The organism is Pseudomonas sp. QS1027, from assembly GCF_002814235.1.
In the GTDB taxonomy this organism is placed as follows: domain Bacteria; phylum Pseudomonadota; class Gammaproteobacteria; order Pseudomonadales; family Pseudomonadaceae; genus Aquipseudomonas.
This window is the reverse complement of record NZ_PHSU01000023.1, coordinates 1-21558: the sequence shown is the minus strand read 5'-3', so window position 1 is coordinate 21558 and position 21558 is coordinate 1. Positions and strand designations below refer to the sequence as shown.

Annotated in this window: 17 protein-coding genes and 3 pseudogenes; 10 read left to right on the top strand and 10 right to left on the bottom strand. The window is 52.2% G+C overall.

The window, feature by feature from the left end; genetic code table 11:
• Positions 1-37 precede the first annotated feature (37 nt).
• Positions 38-937, top strand: a complete 900-nt coding sequence (locus CWE01_RS20835) for a LysR family transcriptional regulator (RefSeq protein ID WP_100942431.1) — start codon at positions 38-40, stop codon at positions 935-937.
• Between the two features lie 316 nt (positions 938-1253).
• Here CWE01_RS20835 and CWE01_RS20830 read toward each other — a convergent pair.
• From CWE01_RS20830 to CWE01_RS20820, 3 pseudogenes are all read right to left on the bottom strand, one after another.
• Positions 1254-1517, bottom strand: a pseudogene (locus CWE01_RS20830) (transposase); the annotation flags it as partial.
• Between the two features lie 187 nt (positions 1518-1704).
• Positions 1705-2244: pseudogene (locus tag CWE01_RS20825) on the bottom strand (IS21 family transposase); the annotation flags it as partial.
• 325 nt (positions 2245-2569) lie between these two features.
• Positions 2570-2929 (bottom strand): annotated as a pseudogene (locus CWE01_RS20820) (DDE-type integrase/transposase/recombinase); the annotation flags it as partial.
• Positions 2930-3609: 680 nt separating this feature from the next.
• On the opposite strand from CWE01_RS20820, the gene CWE01_RS20810 reads away from it, so the two are divergent.
• Positions 3610-5430 carry a hypothetical protein gene (locus tag CWE01_RS20810; protein WP_100942429.1) on the top strand — a complete coding sequence of 607 codons (1821 nt, stop codon included), beginning with the start codon at positions 3610-3612 and terminating at the stop codon, positions 5428-5430.
• A gap of 279 nt (positions 5431-5709) precedes the next feature.
• Here CWE01_RS20810 and CWE01_RS20805 read toward each other — a convergent pair whose 3' ends face one another.
• From CWE01_RS20805 to CWE01_RS20785, 5 genes are all read right to left on the bottom strand, one after another.
• On the bottom strand, positions 5710-5919 hold the full coding sequence (locus tag CWE01_RS20805; protein WP_100942428.1) for a hypothetical protein: 210 nt from the start codon (positions 5917-5919) through the stop codon (positions 5710-5712).
• Positions 5920-6049: 130 nt separating this feature from the next.
• Positions 6050-6511 carry a hypothetical protein gene (locus CWE01_RS20800; RefSeq protein WP_177410501.1) on the bottom strand — a complete coding sequence of 154 codons (462 nt, stop codon included), beginning with the start codon at positions 6509-6511 and terminating at the stop codon, positions 6050-6052.
• A gap of 61 nt (positions 6512-6572) precedes the next feature.
• Positions 6573-6905 (bottom strand): hypothetical protein, encoded by a 333-nt coding sequence (locus CWE01_RS33700; RefSeq protein ID WP_218274293.1) that lies wholly within the window; start codon positions 6903-6905, stop codon positions 6573-6575.
• Positions 6906-7021: 116 nt separating this feature from the next.
• Positions 7022-7897: a sigma 54-interacting transcriptional regulator gene (locus CWE01_RS20790; RefSeq protein WP_305884383.1), complete on the bottom strand. Its 876-nt coding sequence runs from the start codon at positions 7895-7897 to the stop codon at positions 7022-7024.
• 928 nt (positions 7898-8825) lie between these two features.
• Complete coding sequence (locus CWE01_RS20785) at positions 8826-9488, bottom strand: TetR/AcrR family transcriptional regulator (RefSeq protein ID WP_100942426.1); 663 nt, start codon at positions 9486-9488, stop codon at positions 8826-8828.
• 272 nt (positions 9489-9760) lie between these two features.
• Here CWE01_RS20785 and CWE01_RS20780 point away from each other — a divergent pair, with 272 nt between their 5' ends.
• The 5 genes from CWE01_RS20780 to CWE01_RS20760 all read left to right on the top strand — a co-directional run bounded on the left by CWE01_RS20780 (position 9761) and on the right by CWE01_RS20760 (position 15230).
• On the top strand, positions 9761-10987 hold the full coding sequence (locus CWE01_RS20780) for an MFS transporter (protein ID WP_100942425.1): 1227 nt from the start codon (positions 9761-9763) through the stop codon (positions 10985-10987).
• Positions 10984-11967 (top strand): zinc-binding dehydrogenase, encoded by a 984-nt coding sequence (locus CWE01_RS20775; RefSeq protein WP_100942424.1) that lies wholly within the window; start codon positions 10984-10986, stop codon positions 11965-11967. The genes CWE01_RS20780 and CWE01_RS20775 overlap by 4 nt, the downstream gene beginning before the upstream one ends.
• Before the next feature lie 45 nt (positions 11968-12012).
• Positions 12013-12963 (top strand): alpha/beta fold hydrolase, encoded by a 951-nt coding sequence (locus tag CWE01_RS20770; RefSeq protein WP_100942423.1) that lies wholly within the window; start codon positions 12013-12015, stop codon positions 12961-12963.
• Between the two features lie 669 nt (positions 12964-13632).
• Positions 13633-14274, top strand: coding sequence for a nuclear transport factor 2 family protein (locus CWE01_RS20765; protein WP_256579392.1), 642 nt, complete (start codon positions 13633-13635; stop codon positions 14272-14274).
• A 509-nt stretch (positions 14275-14783) separates the two neighbouring features.
• Positions 14784-15230: a hypothetical protein gene (locus tag CWE01_RS20760; RefSeq protein ID WP_100942422.1), complete on the top strand. Its 447-nt coding sequence runs from the start codon at positions 14784-14786 to the stop codon at positions 15228-15230.
• Between the two features lie 466 nt (positions 15231-15696).
• Here CWE01_RS20760 and CWE01_RS33940 read toward each other — a convergent pair whose 3' ends face one another.
• Together CWE01_RS33940 and CWE01_RS20750 are read right to left on the bottom strand one after the other, a co-directional pair.
• Positions 15697-15999 (bottom strand): GNAT family N-acetyltransferase, encoded by a 303-nt coding sequence (locus tag CWE01_RS33940; RefSeq protein ID WP_256579391.1) that lies wholly within the window; start codon positions 15997-15999, stop codon positions 15697-15699.
• Positions 16000-16682: 683 nt separating this feature from the next.
• Positions 16683-17585, bottom strand: coding sequence for a LysR family transcriptional regulator (locus tag CWE01_RS20750; protein WP_218274292.1), 903 nt, complete (start codon positions 17583-17585; stop codon positions 16683-16685).
• A gap of 246 nt (positions 17586-17831) precedes the next feature.
• Between CWE01_RS20750 and CWE01_RS20745 the strand changes: the two genes are divergently transcribed.
• From CWE01_RS20745 to CWE01_RS20735, 3 genes are all read left to right on the top strand, one after another.
• Positions 17832-18869, top strand: a complete 1038-nt coding sequence (locus CWE01_RS20745; protein WP_100942421.1) for an NAD(P)-dependent alcohol dehydrogenase — start codon at positions 17832-17834, stop codon at positions 18867-18869.
• A gap of 277 nt (positions 18870-19146) precedes the next feature.
• A complete protein-coding gene (locus CWE01_RS20740; protein ID WP_100942420.1) occupies positions 19147-20058 on the top strand; it encodes a DMT family transporter in 912 nt (303 codons plus the stop codon).
• Positions 20059-20713: 655 nt separating this feature from the next.
• Positions 20714-21558: ATPase domain-containing protein (locus CWE01_RS20735; RefSeq protein WP_256579396.1), on the top strand; the 845-nt coding region annotated here is incomplete at its 3' end.

Here is a 21558-nt window from a genome sequence, read left to right as displayed (position 1 = left end):
ATGCTATGTATCGTTAATTGAGATTGATGGGGGCGAGATGCTCGACGGTGTATCGCTTGATCAGCTAAGAACTTTTGTCGCTGCCGTAGATGAAGGCAGTTTTTCTGCGGCCGCAAGGAAACTCAACAGAGTGCAATCGGCAGTGAGCGGCTGGGTGAGCGGCTTGGAAGATCAGATTGGGGTAACGCTTTTTGACCGTTCAGGTCGTTTCCCCAAATTGACACCCCAAGGTGCTCTGCTGCTGACGGATGCGCGCAACATCATTTCGGCCGTCGACACTCTGAAGGCCCGAGCCAAGCTCATGACGTCAGGGTTGGAACCTGAATTATCCGTGGTAGTCGACGTATTCTTTCCGACGTCCGCCGTTACTGCCGTAGTCAAAGAATTCGCCGAGCGCTTCCCGCATACTGGCCTGAAGATTTTCGTCGAAGGCCTTGGTGCGGGCTATCAGCCGATACTCGATGGTCGGTGCAGCCTTGGCATTCTGGCGTCACTGCCAGTTTCATTTCCCACCCTATCAATCGAACGAATTGGCGAATTCTCTTTGGTGGTGGTGGCATCAGTTGATCATCCGCTATCCAGACTGAGTGGGAAAATTTCTCGGCGGGAATTGGCCAAGCACGTTCAACTGGTGCTGACGGATCGATCAGAACTGCTGGCGGGGAAGGACTTTGGCGTGCTGTCGCCTTCGACCTGGCGTCTGGCTGATCTATCGACGAAGTACGCGTTCCTCAAGGATGGTGTTGGATGGGGCAGCATGCCTTGGCACATGGTGGAACAGGACTTAGCTGCTGGCGTTCTGGCTACGCTCGATGTGGAAGGTTCGCCGCAGGAGGGAGTTAAAATAGATATCTGCGCAGTTCACGCGACAGACTCACTGCCGGGGCCAGCTGGACAATGGCTGATTGATCGCCTCAGTTGCTCCCCAAACTATTGACCACGATGCTCGAAATTTCTGGGCCGTGGTCGCGGAGATCTTCGTGTTGACTGAAGACTGCCGATGGAACGGGGGTAGTGTTGCGGGGGGAGTTTGTATCAGGAGAGGCGCCGGTCAGTTTCACAAGGTGTGTTTGGTGTTCGCTTACCGTGAACTGCGCAGATATCTATTTTAACTCCCTCCTGCGGCGAACCTTCCACATCGAGCGTAGCCAGAGCGCCAGCAGCTAAGTCCTGTTCGACCATGTGCCAAGGCATGCTGCCCCATATTGGATCACCCTGCGGACTCTAGTCGTTATCAAGCGTCAGCCTGGGACCTTCGAAGTCGGCATGAGTATCTGCACCGGTGTTTCATCGGCGTGGATTACCTGCCGCCCGAGCACTACATCGCGCAGTGCATCGACCAGTGGCTGCAACCGCATGCCACGGACGCCAACCGATTGAGCCAAAGTCAAACACGGGATGGCCAAGCCTGCGCGACCAAAAATCGATTCCTGGCGGTAAAGAGGCAAATGGGCGGCATACTTCACGATGATGAAGTGAGCCAGCAGCCCAGCGGTCGGGATGCCCTTGTCAGTGACCGGCGTGCCTGATTGCATCGATCTGACCAGATGATGGCATGGGTTTGACCACGACCTGCTAGCGATAGGTTTCTCGGGTTGAGAGTAACAGATAGTCGATATCTTACAGGCAGGCGTTGTGGCGCAGTCAGGCGCACATCTTCACGCTCGGTTAGCTCGGGGTCGGCCACCAGGCCGAGGCGTTCGTTGAGCCCAGCCAGTCGGACAGCTTCTGCGACCAGGTGGCCTCGGCGAAGGTGTACTTGGACGGCAACGAAGATCTGGGCCTGGCGGATCTCTCCGGTTCGTCAGTCAATGACCGGCACGGTTTGGCCTGCGTAATCGACTAACATCTTTTCGCCGGCACGATGTTCCTGGCGTATGACCGCATCTATCTTCGCGGCCCAGAGGCGGTAGTGCTCGCAGTACCAGCTGTATTGAAAACCTTGCGGGTTAGCAAGCCGGTACTCTTGCCAAAGCAGGGCCAGAGTTACGGCGGGGCGGCACAATTCGGCGTTAACATGAGTCCAGTCCGGCCTTGGCCGTTGATCGCTGGGAACGTCGGGCGGCGGTGGAAAAAGATGCTGTCGCAACTCGGCGTCAGTCAATGCAGAGGGCCAGGTCAGGCCCTGGTAGCAAAGCGATTGAGGTACTCGCCGACGCTGGCTCGACCTACTTGCGGGGCAGATAGGCCGACGTCAAATTTTACGCATAGATAACCGCTCCACGACGACCTCTCTGCTTCGATAAAAGAGGTCTATGGTAGTGAATTAATCCTGCGTTGCTGCCTGCCTTAAGGGGGGCCGGATGAGCGTGGAACGGGTGGTCGGATGGCTGTGGAGTCCGAAGACCTGCTTCCCGTGACCGTGAATCGGGCCTAAACTATTTACTCAAGAACGCGGCGCAGGACATAGCTATGAAAAACACATTTATCGCAGAGTTTCTCCGCAGCGCCAAGCAGGCACCACGTTTGTATTTCGCGCCGTTAGTGGGAGCGATAAAGGAGGTCCGAGCTGAGTTCCGCAAGGTATCGAAGCGCTCGGATACCTCTGAATGAGCATTACTTGTAGTGGTCAACAATTCCCGGACACAGAATTGAGTTTTTCTTCCGCAACAGCCAGCGGTACGAAACCGTTGTGCTGATGGAGCCTTGTCCAGTTGTACCGCTGCATGATGTAGTGGCCGATGTCCTGCTCAGCCAACGCTGTCGTCATGTAACCCACCGTTGGCACCCACCCCGTTTTCAAGCTACGAAATAGCCGTCCCATCGGCGCGTTGTCGTAGCAGTTTCCCTGTCGACTCATGCTTTGGGTCATCCGATAGCGCCATAGCCGCTGGCGGAAACTACGGCTGCCATATTGGCTCCCCTGGTCGCTATGAAACAGGACACCATAGGGCCTGCCACGCATCTCGTAAGCCCTGTCGAGCGCCTTTGTAGGCTCTCAAAAAACATGATTATTTGTGGCCTCTAAAATCAATGGTTTGTGCATATTTTTTGACAGAGATGCTTTAGGTTCTTGTCAGTTTTGTTGATAAAAACCATGCGAATATTCGAAATAAATGAATCTTCTGGAGGGGCGTGTGAATATCCAAAAATTTGCATTGCGACCTAAGACAGTTCTTCGCATCGAAAGATACGGAGAGCTTTTCGTTATGCTGACATCCATCGGGAGCTGCGCAGTCCACTTGACCTCGTTGGAGGGGGGGCAGCCGAAGTGTCATTTGACTGAGGCCATCTACCTGGACGCTTGATATTAACCGTTGAGAAAAGGCAAATCTCATTGCCGTGCGCGAAGAGGTCTAGGCTCAACGTCAAAATTTGACTAGACCCATCCGTGGTAATAAGCTCGTCTGGCTCGCTCTGAGAGTCGTGGGTGAAAACCTCCACTCGGAGACACTTGAAAGGAAAGCCCATCATCTGATGGGCTTTTTTATGACCACGAAAGCACTAAAGGCGCCCGGCCAACAAACATCATCGAGCTATGATGGAATCGAAGGGAGGATGGATACGTGGGTCTGAAACCGACTCAATATTGATTATAGCGTCTGCTATCTAGAAATATTCTATGTGGCTCAAGTAATACCAAAACTATAACTTAACAAGGACGAGCCGATGATGGATCAGTATGAAGAAAATATACCAGCATCCTATAGTTCTGCTGATGAAGCAATAAGCGAAATTCTCAAAAAGGACTCGCCAAGTTTTTACTCTTCTTCACATGTGAACTGGGATGCGGCTGCGATCGCTATTAAATCAGCTAAAACGATTTCTTTTGATGCCAAGACATTTTTAGCGCTTGTGAAGAGAGCAACACCTTTTAGTGCTCGCGCGTTTTATGAGTTCTTGGAGCAGTGGGGATTTAATAACTGGGCCGTTGTGAGAGACGTGTTTATTCAAGAGGCGGTAAAAAACTTCGCTGCAAAATATGGTGATAACTTTGTTCCTTTTGTTAAGCAGTGGTCCCGTCTAAAAGGAGATGCATTACTACTAAATTCTCTTATTGTACATATGCGAAATAACCTCGGTGAGCTTAATACCTACTTACCGAGATTGGTCGGTTTACAGCACGGTAGAGCGGAGGCTCAGCGCGTGATGGCAGTAGTCATGGACGCCCCCTATTCAGTAACGAATAGGGATGAATTGGCGGAGGTCATAGAACTGTGGGCAGGTGATAGCCGTTGGGGGAGGCTACATGTGCTGCTCTGGAAGACATCGCAGAAAAGTGACAGCCAATTCGTACCTGTGAGTGGCGTAGAGAGGGTTTCTCGCTTGCTCAAAGAGTTTGGAATTTTATCGTCGCCGAGCAATTACAGACTTTCTGAGCTTTCAGCCGAGTCTAGAGCCTCTTGGCGCCGTGAGTTGAAGGTTGCTGTTGAAAGTGACAGCGATCTTCTAGAGGCAACAGCCGAAACTCTCCTTGGGCTAGGATCTCCTGCTGACGATCGGGGCGTACTGTTCGCTGTTTTGGAGTTATATGACGATAGTATTGAGAGTGGTTTTTCTTCCTTTCTAAGTCACCCAAATGAGTTGGTGCGACGTCGAGCGCGGGCCGCGATTGATATGTTTCGTTTTGAGCCAGATATATCCGCGTTGCCTCCGCTTGTCGCTGCGTCAGCGGGCTACAGAAATTCTGGCGTCCTGCGTAGCATGCGTAAGCCTCGAACCTGGATCGGTGATGCACGGATCGAAACATTGATCGAAGACGTTCTGGAGGATGCTGCGAAGAGTGCGGGCGATCAGATCGTGAAGAACCTGCACAGTGGTGAGGAAACTCATGTAATGGTCTTGTTAGGTGAGCTGAAAATTGCCTTTCGCTACATCACAACGTTACTGGAAGATTTAGCTGCTGAAGGTGATTCGAAAAAACGGCTTAGCTTCGAACTAGACATCGATTACAGGGTAGTTGGAAAAAAGGAGGAGGGGGGCAAAGGGGTAGGCACGACGAAAAGCTTCTCAACGGATGTGTGCTTGCTCATAGAACTCCGTGACGGAGGGAAGCAATTTTCCCGCCGTGTATCGCTCCTTCAAGCCAAGCGAATGTTTTCTCCCGACAAAAAACGCCCTTACTTCCCTATTAAGCAGAAGCAGCTCGAAAATCTGTCGGCGCAGACTATGGCTAGCTTCCTGATGCTTCTGGGGCCTGAATGCGATGGAGTGAATATCCCGATCATTCCTGCCCGGCTGATGGTCGATCTCATTGCGCGGGGCGAGCGTTCCACCCAGTTAGCTCCCACACGAGCATCTGAATTGGGTAAGGGTATAGGAACCTGGTTTGTAGAAGACGTAATTGGCTTATGGACCGGGGATTGGGAAAAAAATATCGTCGCACGTGCAGAGGGGGGGAAGTACCGAGAACCGTTAATAGTCGCGAGACTCATTGTGGATCAAATACCCAAAGGGCCGGATGGTTGGTCCAAGGGACGCCGGCTCTAATAATTAATCTATGAGAGTTTGTTCAGCTCGACCGCGAGGGGGAGGCCTGTTCAAACCTAGCGACGGTGCATGAGCTAGATGATATGAGTCCGCTGAGTTGCAGCTATCGTGTGTCAGCGCTTTATGAGGTTGGCCTGTCGAAAAAGCCTAATTTTTGGCAAGCAGATTCTTCAGACTCTCCCCACGAACTCTGATTAGGGATGGAGAAAGGTATATAAGCTTTCCGGTTGTTATGTCGACGGGTCCATCATTGCGACTGCTGACTACGATACCCGACGATTAGTCATGCGCCATGAGGACGGCGAGGGTCAGCTTGATGAACTCTTCGTTCTCGTCAATGGTATTAAGAGCGCCGCGCACATTTTCAGCCACATCGGCAGAACCGCGCTGCTCCACCCAGTTCGATAGCTCCATGATGGAGGCTTCGAGGGCCAGTTGGTTTTCGTAAAGTTTAGAGAGTAGGGAAGGGAGCAGATCTGAGTTGGGCATTGGTGTTCCTCTCGTTGAGAGAACAGCGTAGCAGTTGGGTCTTGGGAGTCCGCTCCGAAGTTTCAAAACTCCGCTCTCAGGCAATTACGGACATTTTGGCGTGCTAATGAACTTCGTTTGCCGACCAAGCCTATCGCAGCTGCTTGATACGCTCCTGGAGAGCCAGGGCGGCAGGTATGTTCATGGCTGCAAGTACTGCTGCTATCTCGATAAGCGCCTGCCGCGCCTGAGCATTTTGTGACAGGACCAGGGCGTCGGAACCCAATGTCGTCGCCACCAGATCCACTAATGCGTCGGTCGTATCCCCGCGGTACCAGCGACCGGAAGGGGCACGCTCCTTCAGCATGGCGGCGAGCCAGGTAAGCCCGTCAAGGCGAAGTGGGGCGCCAAACATTGTTGTCAGGAAGTGGCAGAAACGGGTGACGCATTCTTCGTTGCGAGTTAGGTGCGTAAGCTCATCGACCAATTGGCGCAGCTCCTTCTCACTGGCGCTGCCACTGGACGTTTCACTCCAATTCGGAACGATAGTGCCCATTGTGAGTTGCAAATCAATGGCGGCAGACCTTCCCGCAGCCGCACCCGAAACGCTCATAGCGTAACCTCCGCTCAATGAGAGGCCCCAACATGTGAAGGGGCCCTGGGACTACTAGTATTTAGTACTGAATCGCCTTACCCGCTGTAATCTCAGCGTTCTGAGCCTTAGTAGCCGTGTCCATTACGCCGGAGTTGATCGCGTTCTGGGTGTCAGCACCCATTTTCTGAATTTCGAATTGGCTTTGTTCCTGGGTGAATTTATCGGTCGCGTCAGCCAACGCCTGAGTCGAATCGTTTGTTTCGTCCAGGCCATTGGTGGAAGCCTTTGGAACGCCACCGTTACTGACGTTGCTCAAACTGTTAAGAAAATTCGAGCCCTGGCCGACCAGGCTGCTCACAGTGTTCACCGCGTGGTTGGCGCCATTCATAAAACTGCTGGTTTTTGGCCACATCTGCATCACCTCTGATAATTACGCCTGCACCATGCAAGCCATCAGTGAGTGGGAAGCTTTGCCATCAGGTTCCCGTTATTTTTAACGAATGATGGAACGCCACCGCCAAGAACTGATTAGAGATCAAGAAGCTTCATGCGGTGATAGAGCGTGCGGCGCGGAATCTCTAACTCCTGGCACACCGCCTCGACACTCTTGTTATGCCGCTTGAGCGACTGCTGGATCAGGGTCTTTTCGATCTCCAGCAATTGCGTCTTCAGTCCGCTCGAAGCCCAGTTGGGCCTGGCTGCCAGCTCATCGGCAAATATCGGTACACCGAGCACGAAACGCTTGGCGGCTGACTTCAGCTCGCGCAGGTTGCCCGGCCACGAATGGCTCAACAGTGAGTGCAGGAGGTTGCAACAAAGATGGGGTATCGGGCGCTGAAACTGCTCGGCGGCAGCCCTGGCAAACTCGTCAAACATTGGCACAATTTGCTCGCGCCGATCGCGTAAGGCGGGAAGTTGAACAGTGAGCACATTCAGGCGAAAATACAGGTCTCGGCGAAACAGGCCCCGGTCGACCAGATCGTCGAGGTTTTTCTGCGCCGAGGCGATGACACGAAAGTTCACCGGAATGAACTGCGTGGACCCCAGCCGCTCAACCCCGCGCGTTTCAAGCAGGCGCAGGAACTTTGCTTGTAATGTCAACGGCATGCTGCAGATTTCGTCTAGGTACAGGGTGCCGCCCTGCGCGGCTTCGATGTAGCCCATGCGTGAGCGACTGGCCCCGGTGTACGCACCATTGACCACGCCAAACAGCTCGCTTTCGGCCAGCGCCTCAGGAATCGCTGCACAGTTAGTGCCGATAAAGGCGCCGGTGCGCTGGGACAAGTCATGGATTTTGCGCGCCAACGTGTCCTTGCCGGTTCCTGTCTCACCGCACAGTAACAAGTCGATATCAAGCTGGGCGGTACTAGATGCGATGTGATCGACATCCAGCGCATTTCCCAACGATGCTATACAGCCCAAGCGCTCAGCTGACTCTTCCAAAGACGTTTACCCTAGAATGCGATCCGCAAAATAAACAGCGCTCCGGCGCCCATGGAAAGAAGATTTCCAAGTGACCACCTGCGAATGCAGCTCCTTATATTGAGACTCGATGTATATTAAACGCACACACTCTATAACCCAGGCGCATAGTCGCCCGATGCCATGATTCAAGGACACACTCTTATGTAACCGATCCAAGGCTTATAGCTAATAAGAGCCAGCCTTATATTGTCTGTGTCAGTGCCCCCAACTATGCGAACTAAAGACCGCGCATACTTTCCAACCGCCTCTGCTTGTGCACTTCGGTCAGTGGAGCGTTATGTCAAGGCAATACCAGTTCACACCGTTTAGTACAGCGGCGTCAGCCCTTAGGACACCCTCAGAGGAGGCCGCGGGTGCTGTCAGACATCCGACAACTAAAGCTTTCTTATCAAAAACTGAACCTATTCATCAAAGCACCAGCCCCCACAGTCGTACCACGAATAAGCCATTTAGTGTAACTAAGTTTCAAGAGCAGCATGAATTTTAAGTCGGCGTTATGTAACATGAAATTTTATTTAATATTCATATAGGATATTTTATAGGTGCGATCCAATTACGCAAATTTCAAACTAGCGTTCCATTCGCGTCACCTTCTTTGAATATAGAGTTCTCACACTAAAAAATGACATTGCAATGTTAAGTACATAGGCCCAGCCATCTGCGCGACTGGATCATTGTTATTTCGAACTGACCGAAGTTATTGGATTATAATCGTCTGCTGTCCGGGGCGCGGCGGCGACCGTTGCTAATCGCCGCAGGAAAATCTACCGGTATTGCTATGGGCCGAATGCGACGAGTTGACATCCCTCTCGCGGATGCCTGGCCACACCTCCGTTGCTCAGCCACCTCAAGCGCGTCCGGAATTTGAACCGCAAGATGCATTACGTTGTTCAATTGCAATGTTGGTGGAATAGGCATCCCATGTCGACATTATATGAGTGATAGCTGTACTCATTTCGCTATAGGGAATACCGTCTCTGGCTAGGGTGGAAAGCCCTAGCAGGAATGAGTCAAAAACCGTAGCTAAAGCCCGAATATTGGTTTCAAGACGCAGCTCACCACTCTCAACTCCGCGCTCTACACAGAAAATCATCCCCGCTCGTGTTTGCGCACGTGAGCGAGCTAAAGATGACGTTTCAGTGCGGTCATCTGCCGGTACGCCGATTACGCCCAAGCCGACCATGCATCCCTTTGGATGACCATCATCGCATTGCATTTTTGCCGAGTTGCGAAGTGTGGTTTCTATGGCCTTACGAGGGGGGAGGTCTTCGTTCCACAAAGATGCCGTTACCTGAGCAAAGGTCGCGAGGTAACGTTGTACGCACTCCTGAAATAATGCTTCCTTGGACCCAAATGCCGCATAGAAGCTGGGTGCGGAAATACCCTTGCCGATACCTGCTTTCAAGAGGCTTAGCGAGGTGGATTCGTACCCATTTTGCCAGAACATGTACATGGCTTGCTCGACTGCTTTGTCCCGGTCAAAGGCTCGGGGTCGCCCCAATATCGCCATATCGATCTCCCAAATACGTCTAATACAAATATACTAATCGATACAAAATGTGTTGACAATGGAAATTTTGGCGAGTAACGTACTGATCAGTATATAAGTCGATTTTAAGGTTCCCAGCGATTTGAGCTTGGCAGTCAGAAATTTCTGTTGCTGGCCACGGCGTACGAATCAGGGGGCTTTTAGGCTTAAATCTGTATCGATCAGTAAGAAAATTGAGCTCGGCCTCCATAGGAGGAGTCTCAGGTGGGCATTTCTTCATAGAGAAACTTCAAATGACGACCTTTACAGCACCGTTGATAAAGACGCAAAAAGACCGGATACCTTGGGCTGCACTCTTGGCGTTTGCCATGACAGGCTTCATATGCGTCATCACCGAAACGTTGCCAGCCGGACTGATGCCGCAGATGGCTGCAGGCCTGAGTATTTCTACTGCGTTTGCAGGCCAAATGGTCACTGCCTATGCACTGGGTTCATTGCTGGCTGCTATCCCGCTCACTATCGCGACAAAGGGCTGGCGCCGCCGTAAGGTGCTGCTGGCGACGATCATAGGCTTCCTCGTTTTCAATACAGTCACGGCGCTGTCATCGAATTATTGGTTAACAATGACGGCCCGTTTTTTCGCCGGTGTATCGGCGGGGCTAGCGTGGAGTCTAATCGCTAGCTATGCCCGTCGAATGGTTCCGGTCGATCTGCAGGGAAAGGCATTGGCAGTGGCAATGGTAGGAACTCCGATTGCGCTATCGCTGGGCGTACCTCTTGGAACATTGCTTGGAGTCGCAATGGGGTGGCGCAGCGCTTTTATTGTCATGTCAGTATTGACCTCGGGCCTCATTGTTTGGGTATTGGCAAAGGTGCCGGATTATCCCGGTCAGGCCAATCACGAGCGGCTTGCGTTACGCAAAGTATTCAAGACACCTGGAGTCCGGCCAGTACTTAGCGTGGTGGTCACTTGGATGCTGGCGCAAAACATCCTCTACACCTACATCGCACCCTTCGTCGCTCAAGCGGGACTCACTTCCCACGTGGACATAGTGCTGTTGACCTTCGGTGTCGCTGCGCTTGCCGCCATCGGAGTTACCGGCCGCCTGGTCGATCACCATTTGCGTGTAGCCGTATTGGCTAGCCTGGCGGTTTTTGCCGGTGTAGCCCTTCTGTTTGCCTGGAATTCAACGTCACCGGCAGTCGTTTACATCGGCGTTGCAGTTTGGGGGCTGACTTTCGGAGGCGCGGCAACCCTGCTGCAAACCGCACTTGCTGATACGGCAGGCAATGGTGCTGACGTAGCGCTGTCGATGAATGTGGTGGCCTGGAATGGCGCGATTGCAGGGGGTGGCTTATTAGGTGGCGTCCTATTGGAGACGCGGGGTGTGTCTTCCTTCGCGCCGGTTCTGGTGCTTTTGTTGGCCATTGGTTTTGCTATCGCATGGATGGCGAAGAGGCATGGTTTCAAACCGGGTTCCCGTCAAGGCCACTCATTCAATAACGGGACCGGACTATGAAAGCCTACATTGTCAAAAGCGCCGGCGGGCCCGAAGTGTTGAGGCTCGAAGAGGTTCCGAATCCGGTGGCGGGTGAGGGGGAAGTACGAATTGCGGTCAAGGCAATTGGCATCAATCGTCTTGATCTCTATGTGCGCAGTGGGGCTTGGGGGCGGATCGACCAGCCGCGTCAGTTAGGTATCGAAGCTGTAGGAGAGGTCATTGAGGACAAGACCGGTACCTTTGCTCCAGGTACGCGCGTAGCCACAATGATGGGCGGATTGATGCTTGAACGCCCTGGTACGTATGCCGAACAGATTGTCGTGAGCGCTAGTCACGTTGTGCGCCTGGGAGACGCCGCGCTGGGCTGGGAAACGTTGGGTTCGCTGCCTGAGGCTTTCCTGACTGTATGGGCGGGTTTTCATAAGGCTATTCGTCCGAAGGCAGGCGAGGAAATCTTGATCCGCGGAGCAGCATCTTCGGTCGGCTTGGCCGCGACCGTCTATGCCAAGTGGTTGGGCTTGCGCGTGATTGCGACAACCCGCAATGCGCAAAAGCGCCAGCTGCTGCTGGAAAAAGGAGCTGATGAATGCTTGATCGATGATGGACGGCTACGGGATCTGCTTGTGAGCCCACTGCGCCCCGGGGTTGATGCGGCATTGGAGATTATCGGGGCATCGACGCTACGTGACACGATTCAGTCAGTAAAACACTTCGGGAGCCTGGCAATACTCGGCCTTCTAGGTGGGCGCGAGATAGAGCGTTTCGACGTCTACGCGGACCTGCAAAACGGTGTCTCCGTTTCCTATGTGTCCAGCGAACACATTGGTAGCCCGTATTTGCCCATCAAAGACTTCCCACTGGCGCACATCGCTCAAGCGATTGCCGATGAAAAGATGCCGTCGATTCTGGACAAGGTATTCACGTTCGATGCGCTTGCGCACGCTCATGAGTACGCAGAATCAAACCAGTCGTTTGGCAAGATCGTAGTTGTCTTATAAACGCTAACCCACGCTGATTTACCTAAGTTATTTGAGGATACTCACATGTTAAAGAAATGGGTTTCGACACTGGTTTTATCGTCAGCAGCGCTACTCTCTACATTGACATTCGCCGCTGATGAATTCCCGGTTCCTGCGAATTTTTCCAGTCAATATAAAACCATCGACGGAGTGCGCCTTCACTATGTCAAGGGGGGAAGTGGCCCTCTAGTTTACCTTGTTCATGGATTTGGGCAGACGTGGTACGAGTGGCATCAATTAATGCCTGAGTTAGCGAAGAATCACACTGTCGTTGCGGTCGACTTACCTGGCCTCGGTCAGTCTGCTGTGCCGAAGTCATACCGTGCTATTGACGTGGCACCGCTTCTGTATCAGTTGGCAAAAAATATCAGCGGTGGCCAAAGGTTTGATCTGGTTGCGCATGACATCGGTATTTGGAATACCTATCCAATGTTGGTCAATCACCAGGCCGACATCCGCCGTGCGGTGTACATGGAAGCCCCCATTCCAGATGACAGTATTTACAAGTTTGCGGCCTTCTCTCCTAAAGGTGAATCGCTGGTTTGGCACTTTAGCTTCTTCAGCGCCGACAACCAATTGGCAGAAACCTTGATCAAAGGCAAAGAGCGCTACTTCTTCGAACACTTCATAAAAGTACATGCCACCAATACATCCGTCTTCACCCCGCAACTTTTGGACCTCTATGGAAAGTCCTACGCGAAGCCGCATACGTTGCACGCCGCGTTTGAGTATTATCGTGTACTGAACCAGGGTGTAATCGACAACAAAGTGCTTGCTCAGACAAAAATCAGTATTCCTATGTTGGCGATAGGTGGCGGTGGTAATGGTGGCATGGGGGAGTATGAGTCGCAGGTGGTGAGCCACTATGCTGATAATGTCACCGCCAAGGTGCTTCCTGATTGCGGTCACTGGTTACCTGAAGAATGCGCCGCTCCACTTAATGATGCGGTTATCGGTTTCTTGTCCTCACCGTGAATTGAGTCCTTAACGCATCACGTTGGCTGAGATGTACATGGAGCCAAATAGGGGCGCCTCTGAGTCTGAATAGGGCATCATTAGTATTATTACTCCTGGCTTCCGCTAAGGCGAGGGCGTATTCCACGCTCACCTAAAAACGATTGAATGATTGGCACGATTGGCAGTAATTATTGTGGTCTGATTATTGTCCTTGCGGTGGCATTCGACACATTTGCAAAAAGCAGGGGTCCATCATGAGGCAAGAATAAAATTCCAGTGTCGGCATGCGATTGTCGACATCCGTGTATCCCACAGTTCTCTGTGGGGCGGTCGATGACGTCCTGGAGATAGCCGAAAAAACTGAGGTTTGATCATGTATAGCGACGGACGAAATCAGGTCGTCTCGAACCGTTCAGAATCGATCTCGTACCTCTTAAAGACATGCGAGACGATTCACAGTATTGACAGAGTGAAATCGAGGTCCTAAAAATCGAAAAGAAAGTACTTGACAAGGAAAGCTACCATGGAATATATATGTACCGTTCGGTACTTATATGCGAGCGTGCTGCGGTTTTATTGATCCGCGCTCGTTCTTGAACGATTGGCGTCGCGCGCTTGGTTGTGGTGCGGCCGCTATATCCGGCGAGTTTTGATGGCGCTTCAATTTTTGTTCGTTTAGGAGTGCATATGGAACCTAATCATAGCGTTAAGCGACTATTGCCCGGAACGCACTACCGGCACATAGTTGCTGTGGCCGCAATCTTTGCGACTGTACTGGGCATCACGCTGCTACCCCAAAATCCAGCACTTGCCGCCACAACATCAGTGCAAGAAGCGCCTGATGCCGATACCGCGAAGTCTATAGCAGTGCTCCAGGAGTTTCTGGGAAACACATCGCCGGACAAAGTGGTCGCTGCGGCTCAGCGCCTGGTCGCCGACGACGCTACATTCATTTCATTGAACTTCAATGACACCGAACTGAAGAATATCGAGCCTTGGGCCGGGACTGGCAATGGCCCTAAAGCGTTCAGTAGTACTTTCATTGGCGTCGCAAAGTATTGGAAAGTTGAGAGTTTTTCGGTGACCGATATGTTTGGCTCCGGCCAAGATGTCGCAGTATTTGGCGCGTTTGAGCTTCGGTCAAAGGGGCTGGGAAAATTAGTAAAATCGCCGTTCTCTATTCATGCAAAAGTTAAGGACGGCAAAATTGTATACTTCCAATTCATGGAAGATACTTATGCGTCTGCAAGTTCGTTCCGCCAATCAGGTAGCTGGATCATAAAGAATGATCCTTTATCGCCAAGCCACGAGGTTGGGCAAGGTAAATGATGCGCACCAGTTTTGCGCAAACGGTCAGGTATTTAAGTAGGATCCTGGAGTGGCAATGTAGCAGGCGTGCGCCTCTTATATTCTTCTTTGGGTCCTTGTTTGCGATTTTCCGAAATAATGGAATCGACCCTAAAAATTTTAAGAAGTCTCACGCGCTCGCCGGATTTACTCGAAATATTCGTTAACTTTGCATTTCAGTCGGAAGGGGTTGAGTGGGAATTTAGAGCGACTTATTTTTAGGTCAGAAGCTTAAGTCGTGAGTGCTCGTCAACCAAAGTTCGTCGCTAGTCCAGGTTTCTCAAACTTCAACGCGGCCGTTCTATCTCCGTCGTAAATCCAATCGACGTGTGAGAGCCTATGAAGCGCCTGAAGTAAAACCGCTCTATTTTAAAAAAATGGATGGATGGTAAGGAAGCATGAAACAGAAGGCGTAGAGGGTTATACCCACTCTAAAGTCGGAAGCCTGAAATAATACCATAAATGCTAGTTCCTAAATTTTGGATGAAAAAATGAAGAAAACTCTGATTGCACTAGTCCCGTACCTGTTTCTGATGGCAAACGTTAGTCATGCAGCAACGACCGACACAAAGCGCACTCCCTTTACCGGAGTTGATATCAGTGGCACTTATTCCTGTATAGGAAATGATATTCATGATGGTGACTTTAAAAGCGTCATGACACTTACGCTAGACAGCCAGTACAGCTCTGGAAAGTCCGGGTCGTTCAAAGCAAAAGTTGAAGCTGATCAAGTGCTTATATACACGGGATCGATCGTGTCAAACGGTAAGGCATTGGCCATGGATTTTGCGAATGTCGACGCGTCCAAAAAGGATTTCGGCGTTGCATTGGCGACAGTCAGCGAGCCAAAAAAGGGTAAATTTAAAATTGATAAATTTTATTATGAGCCTGACTACATGGGGGGCAGCAATGGCTTTGAGTCATGTACTTTGAAGTGAGTTGAACGGGCGTGCGCGACCCCGCGCCGCCCACTTCGCTAAGTTAGTCAGACGATACATTTTGCTTGCCGACGTTCGGTTTAGAAAGACGATAGCCAGGCCTATGATTTGACCCCAAGCCTGATCGTGACCACAGTACCTGAAGGAATCGTCGGGAACAGAGTATTCGGCTTCATGCCCGAGCGCCAACGCAACAAGGTTCCAAGTATTGGTGAGTGACCCACCTTTCACCCCCGCGGCGTCTGCCATTGAGCGCGCGTTAGTCCGTAACACTTCGCCAAGGCAGGCGCAGCTTTTTTTATTTCGGCATAATACAATAGCACCGCACCCGATTTCAGCGTGGCCGTTTGCGAACGAACGTTTGTAGGCGCTATGTGGAAATAGACGATATCGTAAGCCGTGAATGCATGTTCCAGCATCAACTGCTTAAGCTCGCGGTTAAAATTGCCGCCCCACTTCGCACGCATCAGAAACGTAAAACCGATGGCAATGCTGTTCGGTAGATCTGGGGCGTGTAGTAGCTTGATGTGCCAACGATGTCCTGCGAGGCAGTATCAATGACAGCGAGCGCCTTTTTAGTGGCGAGTAGAGAAGCGAAGTACGCCTCGAACACCTCGCGTTGATAGCGACCCCTGGCGGGATGGCTGGCCCATATTTCTGGATCAGCGGCTGCCTGAAACATACCTTCAAAATCACTGTCTGCCAGAGGTTTAAGCATCAGGGTGCTGCCGCACAGAACGGGTTGGCACTCTAAGTCTAGGGCGGACACGGGGCTCTTTCCTATTGACCAGGTGGGCGGAGCCAGTCTAGAACGGAAGTTTGATAAAGAAAGATCCAATAAGAGGGGTATTGATGGAGCCATCGCAGCAGAGTAGGGAGCAAATTTATTTTCCGGTTTGAAAGCCCCCAAGTTCATGGCCCGCCTTGCAATGCACGATATCTCATGCCCACCTGAGCCTCACTTTCTCTGGACTATCAATGGCACCAACACCTTGATCGTCAAAAAGCCCCCCAGTAAAGCGCTGGTTGCCACATTCGACAGAATAAATAGGTACTTTTGACCGGGTTTGCTCGTATGAACTTCGTTCCAGCGTAAGCGGAGCAACACCTTTTTTCTCGGCGACATCCAAAATCTCTTCTTATCTTGGACATGCGCGAGCCGCAGTTCTAAGCATGTGTGGGGTGACACTGTGACTCACTCTCGATATATCATCCAGACAACCGTCGACTGGTGTTTGACCAGGCAATCTTCTCGATTGAATTGCCCCATCTGCTGGAAAATGGCGTGTCGCCGTCGCCCTGGCCAAATTTTGGTTTGTTCTTAGCATGGGTACGTGTTTCGATCCGGATTTGGCATCGCCGGTCACCCTTTGTCCCCACCTTGCTTTTAGACCGACCATAATGCCGCTCAGGAGGCGGAGGTCTGGAGTTTGCGCTGTGAAGAGGCGACCTCTACCTGGGAGATGCAGGTCCGTCGCTAACGAAATAGTCAATGAAAGCCCTTATTTTTCGTGCGATATACCGCCCTGGTGTATACACAAACTGCACAGATCCGACGTAAGGCTCGGACAAATTCCACTCGGATAATATGCGCACAACCCGGCCATCCTTCATTGCGGACTGCGCCGCAAATTCCGGAACCAGGCCTATTGAACCACCCTCGGCCACTGCGGCGACCAGCGCTGCGCTGTTGTTTATGATCAGGCGGCCAGTCACACTCACCGAAACGGAACGGGTCCCGTCGGTCAAGGTCCAGTCATGACCAAACTGGCCATACCCGAGGTAGCTGCAGCGGTGTTTGGAGAGTTCTTCAGGCGACGCTGGTGTCCCATGCCGGAGCAGATAATCGGGCGACGCGATCAGCAGATACTTGAATGTGCAGAGTGGCCGCGTTATCAAGCCCGGTGCAATTGTATCGCCGATCCGGATTGCAAGGTCCACACCATCGTTCACCAAGTCGACAGGGCGGTCGATCAACGTCAACGTCACATTGACGTTGGGAAACGCTTCCAGAAAGCCTGGCAACTTCGGCGCCAACCAGTTTTGACCAAATACCACAGGCGCGCTGAGACGTAGTGTACCGGTGGGGCTGACCCCGTAACTGCCGGCCAGTGCATGGACTTCGCGCGCGTTTCCCAACATCCGTTCGCAGGAAGCGTAAACCTGCTGGCCCAGCTCGGTGAGCGACAGCGCGCGGGTGGTGCGAAGCAGTAATCTTCCGCCGAGATGTTTTTCCAGGCGTCCGACATGACGGCTCACGGCGGAAGTCGTAAGTGCGAGTTTGCGCGCAGCGGCCGAAAAACTGCCACTGTCAACGACTTGTGAAAATACCGCCATTTCATTAAGCATTTTCATTCAATTGACTTCTTTCATCACAGCAAAGTTGGCGTACATAAGCCGAGTCCAGCCCTGCCAAGGAAACTGAACCGATTAAAGATAGGATGCACCTTTTCAGTCAGATCGGCGGAAGCTGGTCGCACCGCTTTGGTGCATTGGCACGTCATATTTGCGCTAGCGTCAACAGTCCTTTGCAGCAGACCGATATTGTTTAACACGTCCTGCCCATGGATATTGCGGGTTAACGAGTAAAAGGAAAAAATCATGAGTTATTTTGAATATCGCACAAAGGATGGAGCAGTCAAACAGCAGTTGCGGTCCCACACACTGCATCCCTTGGCGCCGACCGAAGTGCGCCTGCGAGTACTGGCGGCGGGGCTTAATTTTCGCGACCTTTATTTTATTCGGGGCAATCATACGCGTGCTCCGGTCAGCGATCGTATTCCATTGACAGACGCGGTTGGCATTGTCGAGTCAGTGGGCAAACACGTCACTCGCTTTCGTGTCGGCGACCGGGTTTGCAGCACCGTTTTGCCGAACTGGATCGACGGTCCGCTCACGGCGCACGGCCTGAGCGGTTCGTTGGGCAGCCAGGAGCGCGATGGCGTGATGGCGGAACACCTCACGATGGACGAGCAGGAATTGGTTGCTGCGCCGGCGCACTTAACCGATAGCGAGGCGGCCACGCTGACCGTTGCCGCCTTGACGGCGTGGCACGCGGTAGTGGAGCTGGGGGCGCTCCGACCGGGCGATACAGTTGTTATTCAGACGACTGGCGGAGTGGCGGTATTCGCCATTCAATTTGCCGTCGCTCTGGGGGCGAGCGTTATCGTAGTCTCCCGTTCCGAGGATAAGTTGCGAATGGCCCAAGGCTTAGGCGCACACAGTGTGATCAATTCCAACGACGTCCCCTCGTGGGAAGAGCAGGTTATGCTTGAGACGGCGGACGTCGGTGCGCAACTGGTGCTTGACATGGGCTTGTCCGACTCGTTGCGGCGATCGGCGCGCGCTGCCGCGTTTGAAGGGACGGTGGCGATTATCGGTGTGGTGCAGACGGTCAGCAATCCGCTCGACATTTTTCCGGTGATGAACAAGAACCTGCGTGTACGCGGCGTTGAAACGGGCTCCCGAGCTATGTTCGAACGAATGAATAAATTTATCGAGGCTCATCAGATTCGGCCGGTCGTCGTGGCTGAGTTCAATGCAGAGCAAATAGATCGGGCGCTGGACTGCCTTGCAAACGGTCCGTTCGGAAAAGTGGTTGTTCGCCTTGTGCCGCCGCCGGCAATTAGCGTTAGTTAGGATGCGCCGCGCGCGCCGTGCAACTGCCGTGTTCAGCGCGAACGTCGCGTCGGTAGTTCATACCGATGGCGACAATCTTATGGAAATGGAACTGGACGTCGGTCTTTGGTGGCAAGTGAGAATGTTGTGATCGGATACTGCTTTTAACGTAATGCGAAAAACAAGGGTTCGTCCGATGCCCAAGCTGCTTCTTTTTATGGCCTAGGCGTCAATCGCCTAGATAATTGGATATCGACGATTCGCTTTTGCAACGCATTATTCTGAAGGGAGTTTTTCTGTGCCAACAATAGTTTTATTTATAGGAGCTGCCCTTATCTGGGGATCCACCTATTTTGCCATCACGTTTCAGCTTGGGCAGGTAGATCCTACGGTGTCGGTGGTGTACCGCTTTGCCATCGCCTCGAGCAGCCTGTTTCTATGGTGTGCACTACGTGGTGATCGCCTATGGCTTAACTGGACGACACAGCGGTGGTTGATATTTCAAGGGGTCACCACTTTCGGTATCACATATGTTGGCGTATACCATGCCGAGCGTTATTTACTGTCGGGGCTCATGAGTGTTCTTTTCGTTCTGGTAGTTTTTTGGAGCCCTGTTTTTGAACGCATCGTGTTCGGCAAACCATTGACATGGCACATATGTAGTGCGGCTGCTGTTGCTGGCTGCGGAGTTATCATGATGTGTTCGCAGACCGTAGGACTTACCTGGGTGAGTATATCAAGTGGCAAGGGCGGCGCATTTTTTATCGGACTCGGACTGGCTCTATCGGCTACGCTGACATTCGCTATGGGGGGTGTTTCGGCAGTAAAAATACGCCAATCCTCAAGCAATTCGATGTTGACGTTGGCATGGGCCATGTTCTGGGGGGCGCTTTCGGTCGCGCTTTGGGTCGCGCTTACCGGAACAGAGTGGCGCTTGCCGACCGAAACTAGCTACTGGATATCGCTATGCTATCTATCACTCTTTGGTTCGGTATTAACGTTTAGTGCGCTCTTTACATTGATCCACCGGATTGGTGCACAAAAGGCGATGTATATTGAAGTCGTGACACCGGCAATCGCCGTGTTGCTCTCGATGCGATGGGAGCAGTACCGCCCTGCTACCATTGAGTGGTGCGGTATCGCATTGACGCTGTGCAGCGTGGCTTGGGCACTAGCGCCGAGGTCGACCAAACTCCATGTGATCGACTGATCTTTTCTCGCCTTATACGAAATTTATATTTGCTGATGACGACAACCAGGCAGCATTGGGTAATCTCCTGCCCAGAGTCGGCTAACTGGAATGCTTTCGCGCGATCTTATAGTTGTGACCGAAGATCCTCGGCCCCAGCAACTTAATGAGGGAGCTTTCAGCCTCCAAGGTTTAGTTTCGTTGCTTACCCTGCACGATAGATGCCTCACTGAGCCTCTACGACCATATTGACGAGCGGTGGTATTGCGCGCGACAACTGCTCAGCTAACAACCGTCGGCGCTAGACGCCGACAGTACACCAGCAACTTTTTACACGCTCTAGGCCAGAAGCGGTCGCTCACTGTCTTAGAACTACGGGGCGTACTCACTGCTTTCAAGAAGCAGCTCCCACCAAGGTTTCCGCCCTACATGTTGTATGCAAACGCTCAGGGTTAGTTACTGCAATTGAATCACTTAAAGAGTATAGGGTTATTTGCTAGCAAGGTTGATTTCACAACGACTTTAGAGGGAAGAAGCCAGTTAAAGGCGGCTGGAATGGGGGATCTAACTCTCTTGGGCACCCATGCTTCAGGCGAGAATTTACCCAGAGCGAAAATGGCGTTAGCATTCCGCCTCAATCGGCTTAAACGGCCTGTTTTTTTCAGATCAGGGTCGCATTGTGGAAAAGTTAAAACGCCTCGAAAGTGGAATCGAAGGGCTCGACGCTCTGCTCAAGGGAGGGCTGGTCGCAGGCGCCTCATACATAATCCAAGGACGCCCGGGGTCTGGAAAAACGATCCTCGCTAACCAACTTGCGTTCCATCATGCGAACAATGGAGGCCGAGTTCTGGTCGCCACGCTACTGGCCGAGTCACATGACCGTCTTTTTCAGTTTCTTTCTACTTTGAGCTTTTTCGACTCTTCCAAAGTCGGCGCCGAAATTCAATTTGTCAGTGCTTTTGACACCCTGGAGAACGAAGGTCTGGATGAGGTAGTAAAGCTGCTTCGGCGCGAGATAAGCCGCCAAAAAGCTACGGTGATGGTGGTAGACGGCTTACTCAATGCGCGCTCAAAAGCCGATTCGCACATCGACACCAAGAAATTCATTTCAGAGCTGCAAGGGCATGCTGCTTTCGCGGGCTGCACCGTACTGTTTCTGACCAGTTCCCGACTCGATGACGGCAGCCCTGAGCATACGATGGTAGATGGCGTGATTGAGATGGGTGAAGAGCTATATGGCACTCGCTCGGTTCGTCGTATTCAACTGCGTAAAACTCGCGGCAGTGGGGCAATGACAGGCCTTCACGAATGTGAGATTAACGACAACGGATTGGTGGTTTACCCTCGACTCGAAAGTCTTTACAGCCACCCGTCCGCCCCAGACAGCGCCGACATGACGCGCATTGCGAGTGGCATTGGCTCACTGGACGGCATATTGGGCGGAGGCGTTTACAGTTCCAGTGTGTCTCTGGTTATTGGCCCATCCGGGATTGGAAAAACGTATGCGTCCGGACATCCCGT

Bases quoted from the DNA above. Each gene is read 5' to 3' on its own strand.
- CWE01_RS20780 (WP_100942425.1), top strand. From the start codon at position 9,761: ATGACGACCTTTACAGCACCGTTGATAAAGACGCAAAAAGACCGGATA.
- CWE01_RS33700 (WP_218274293.1), bottom strand. From the start codon at position 6,905: ATGTGGCCAAAAACCAGCAGTTTTATGAATGGCGCCAACCACGCGGTG.
- CWE01_RS20775 (WP_100942424.1), top strand. From the start codon at position 10,984: ATGAAAGCCTACATTGTCAAAAGCGCCGGCGGGCCCGAAGTGTTGAGG.
- CWE01_RS20800 (WP_177410501.1), bottom strand. From the start codon at position 6,511: ATGAGCGTTTCGGGTGCGGCTGCGGGAAGGTCTGCCGCCATTGATTTG.
- CWE01_RS20760 (WP_100942422.1), top strand. From the start codon at position 14,784: ATGAAGAAAACTCTGATTGCACTAGTCCCGTACCTGTTTCTGATGGCA.
- CWE01_RS20745 (WP_100942421.1), top strand. From the start codon at position 17,832: ATGAGTTATTTTGAATATCGCACAAAGGATGGAGCAGTCAAACAGCAG.
- CWE01_RS20785 (WP_100942426.1), bottom strand. From the start codon at position 9,488: ATGGCGATATTGGGGCGACCCCGAGCCTTTGACCGGGACAAAGCAGTC.
- CWE01_RS20810 (WP_100942429.1), top strand. From the start codon at position 3,610: ATGATGGATCAGTATGAAGAAAATATACCAGCATCCTATAGTTCTGCT.
- CWE01_RS20770 (WP_100942423.1), top strand. From the start codon at position 12,013: ATGTTAAAGAAATGGGTTTCGACACTGGTTTTATCGTCAGCAGCGCTA.
- CWE01_RS20765 (WP_256579392.1), top strand. From the start codon at position 13,633: ATGGAACCTAATCATAGCGTTAAGCGACTATTGCCCGGAACGCACTAC.
- CWE01_RS20805 (WP_100942428.1), bottom strand. From the start codon at position 5,919: ATGCCCAACTCAGATCTGCTCCCTTCCCTACTCTCTAAACTTTACGAA.
- CWE01_RS20750 (WP_218274292.1), bottom strand. From the start codon at position 17,585: ATGAAAATGCTTAATGAAATGGCGGTATTTTCACAAGTCGTTGACAGT.
- CWE01_RS20835 (WP_100942431.1), top strand. From the start codon at position 38: ATGCTCGACGGTGTATCGCTTGATCAGCTAAGAACTTTTGTCGCTGCC.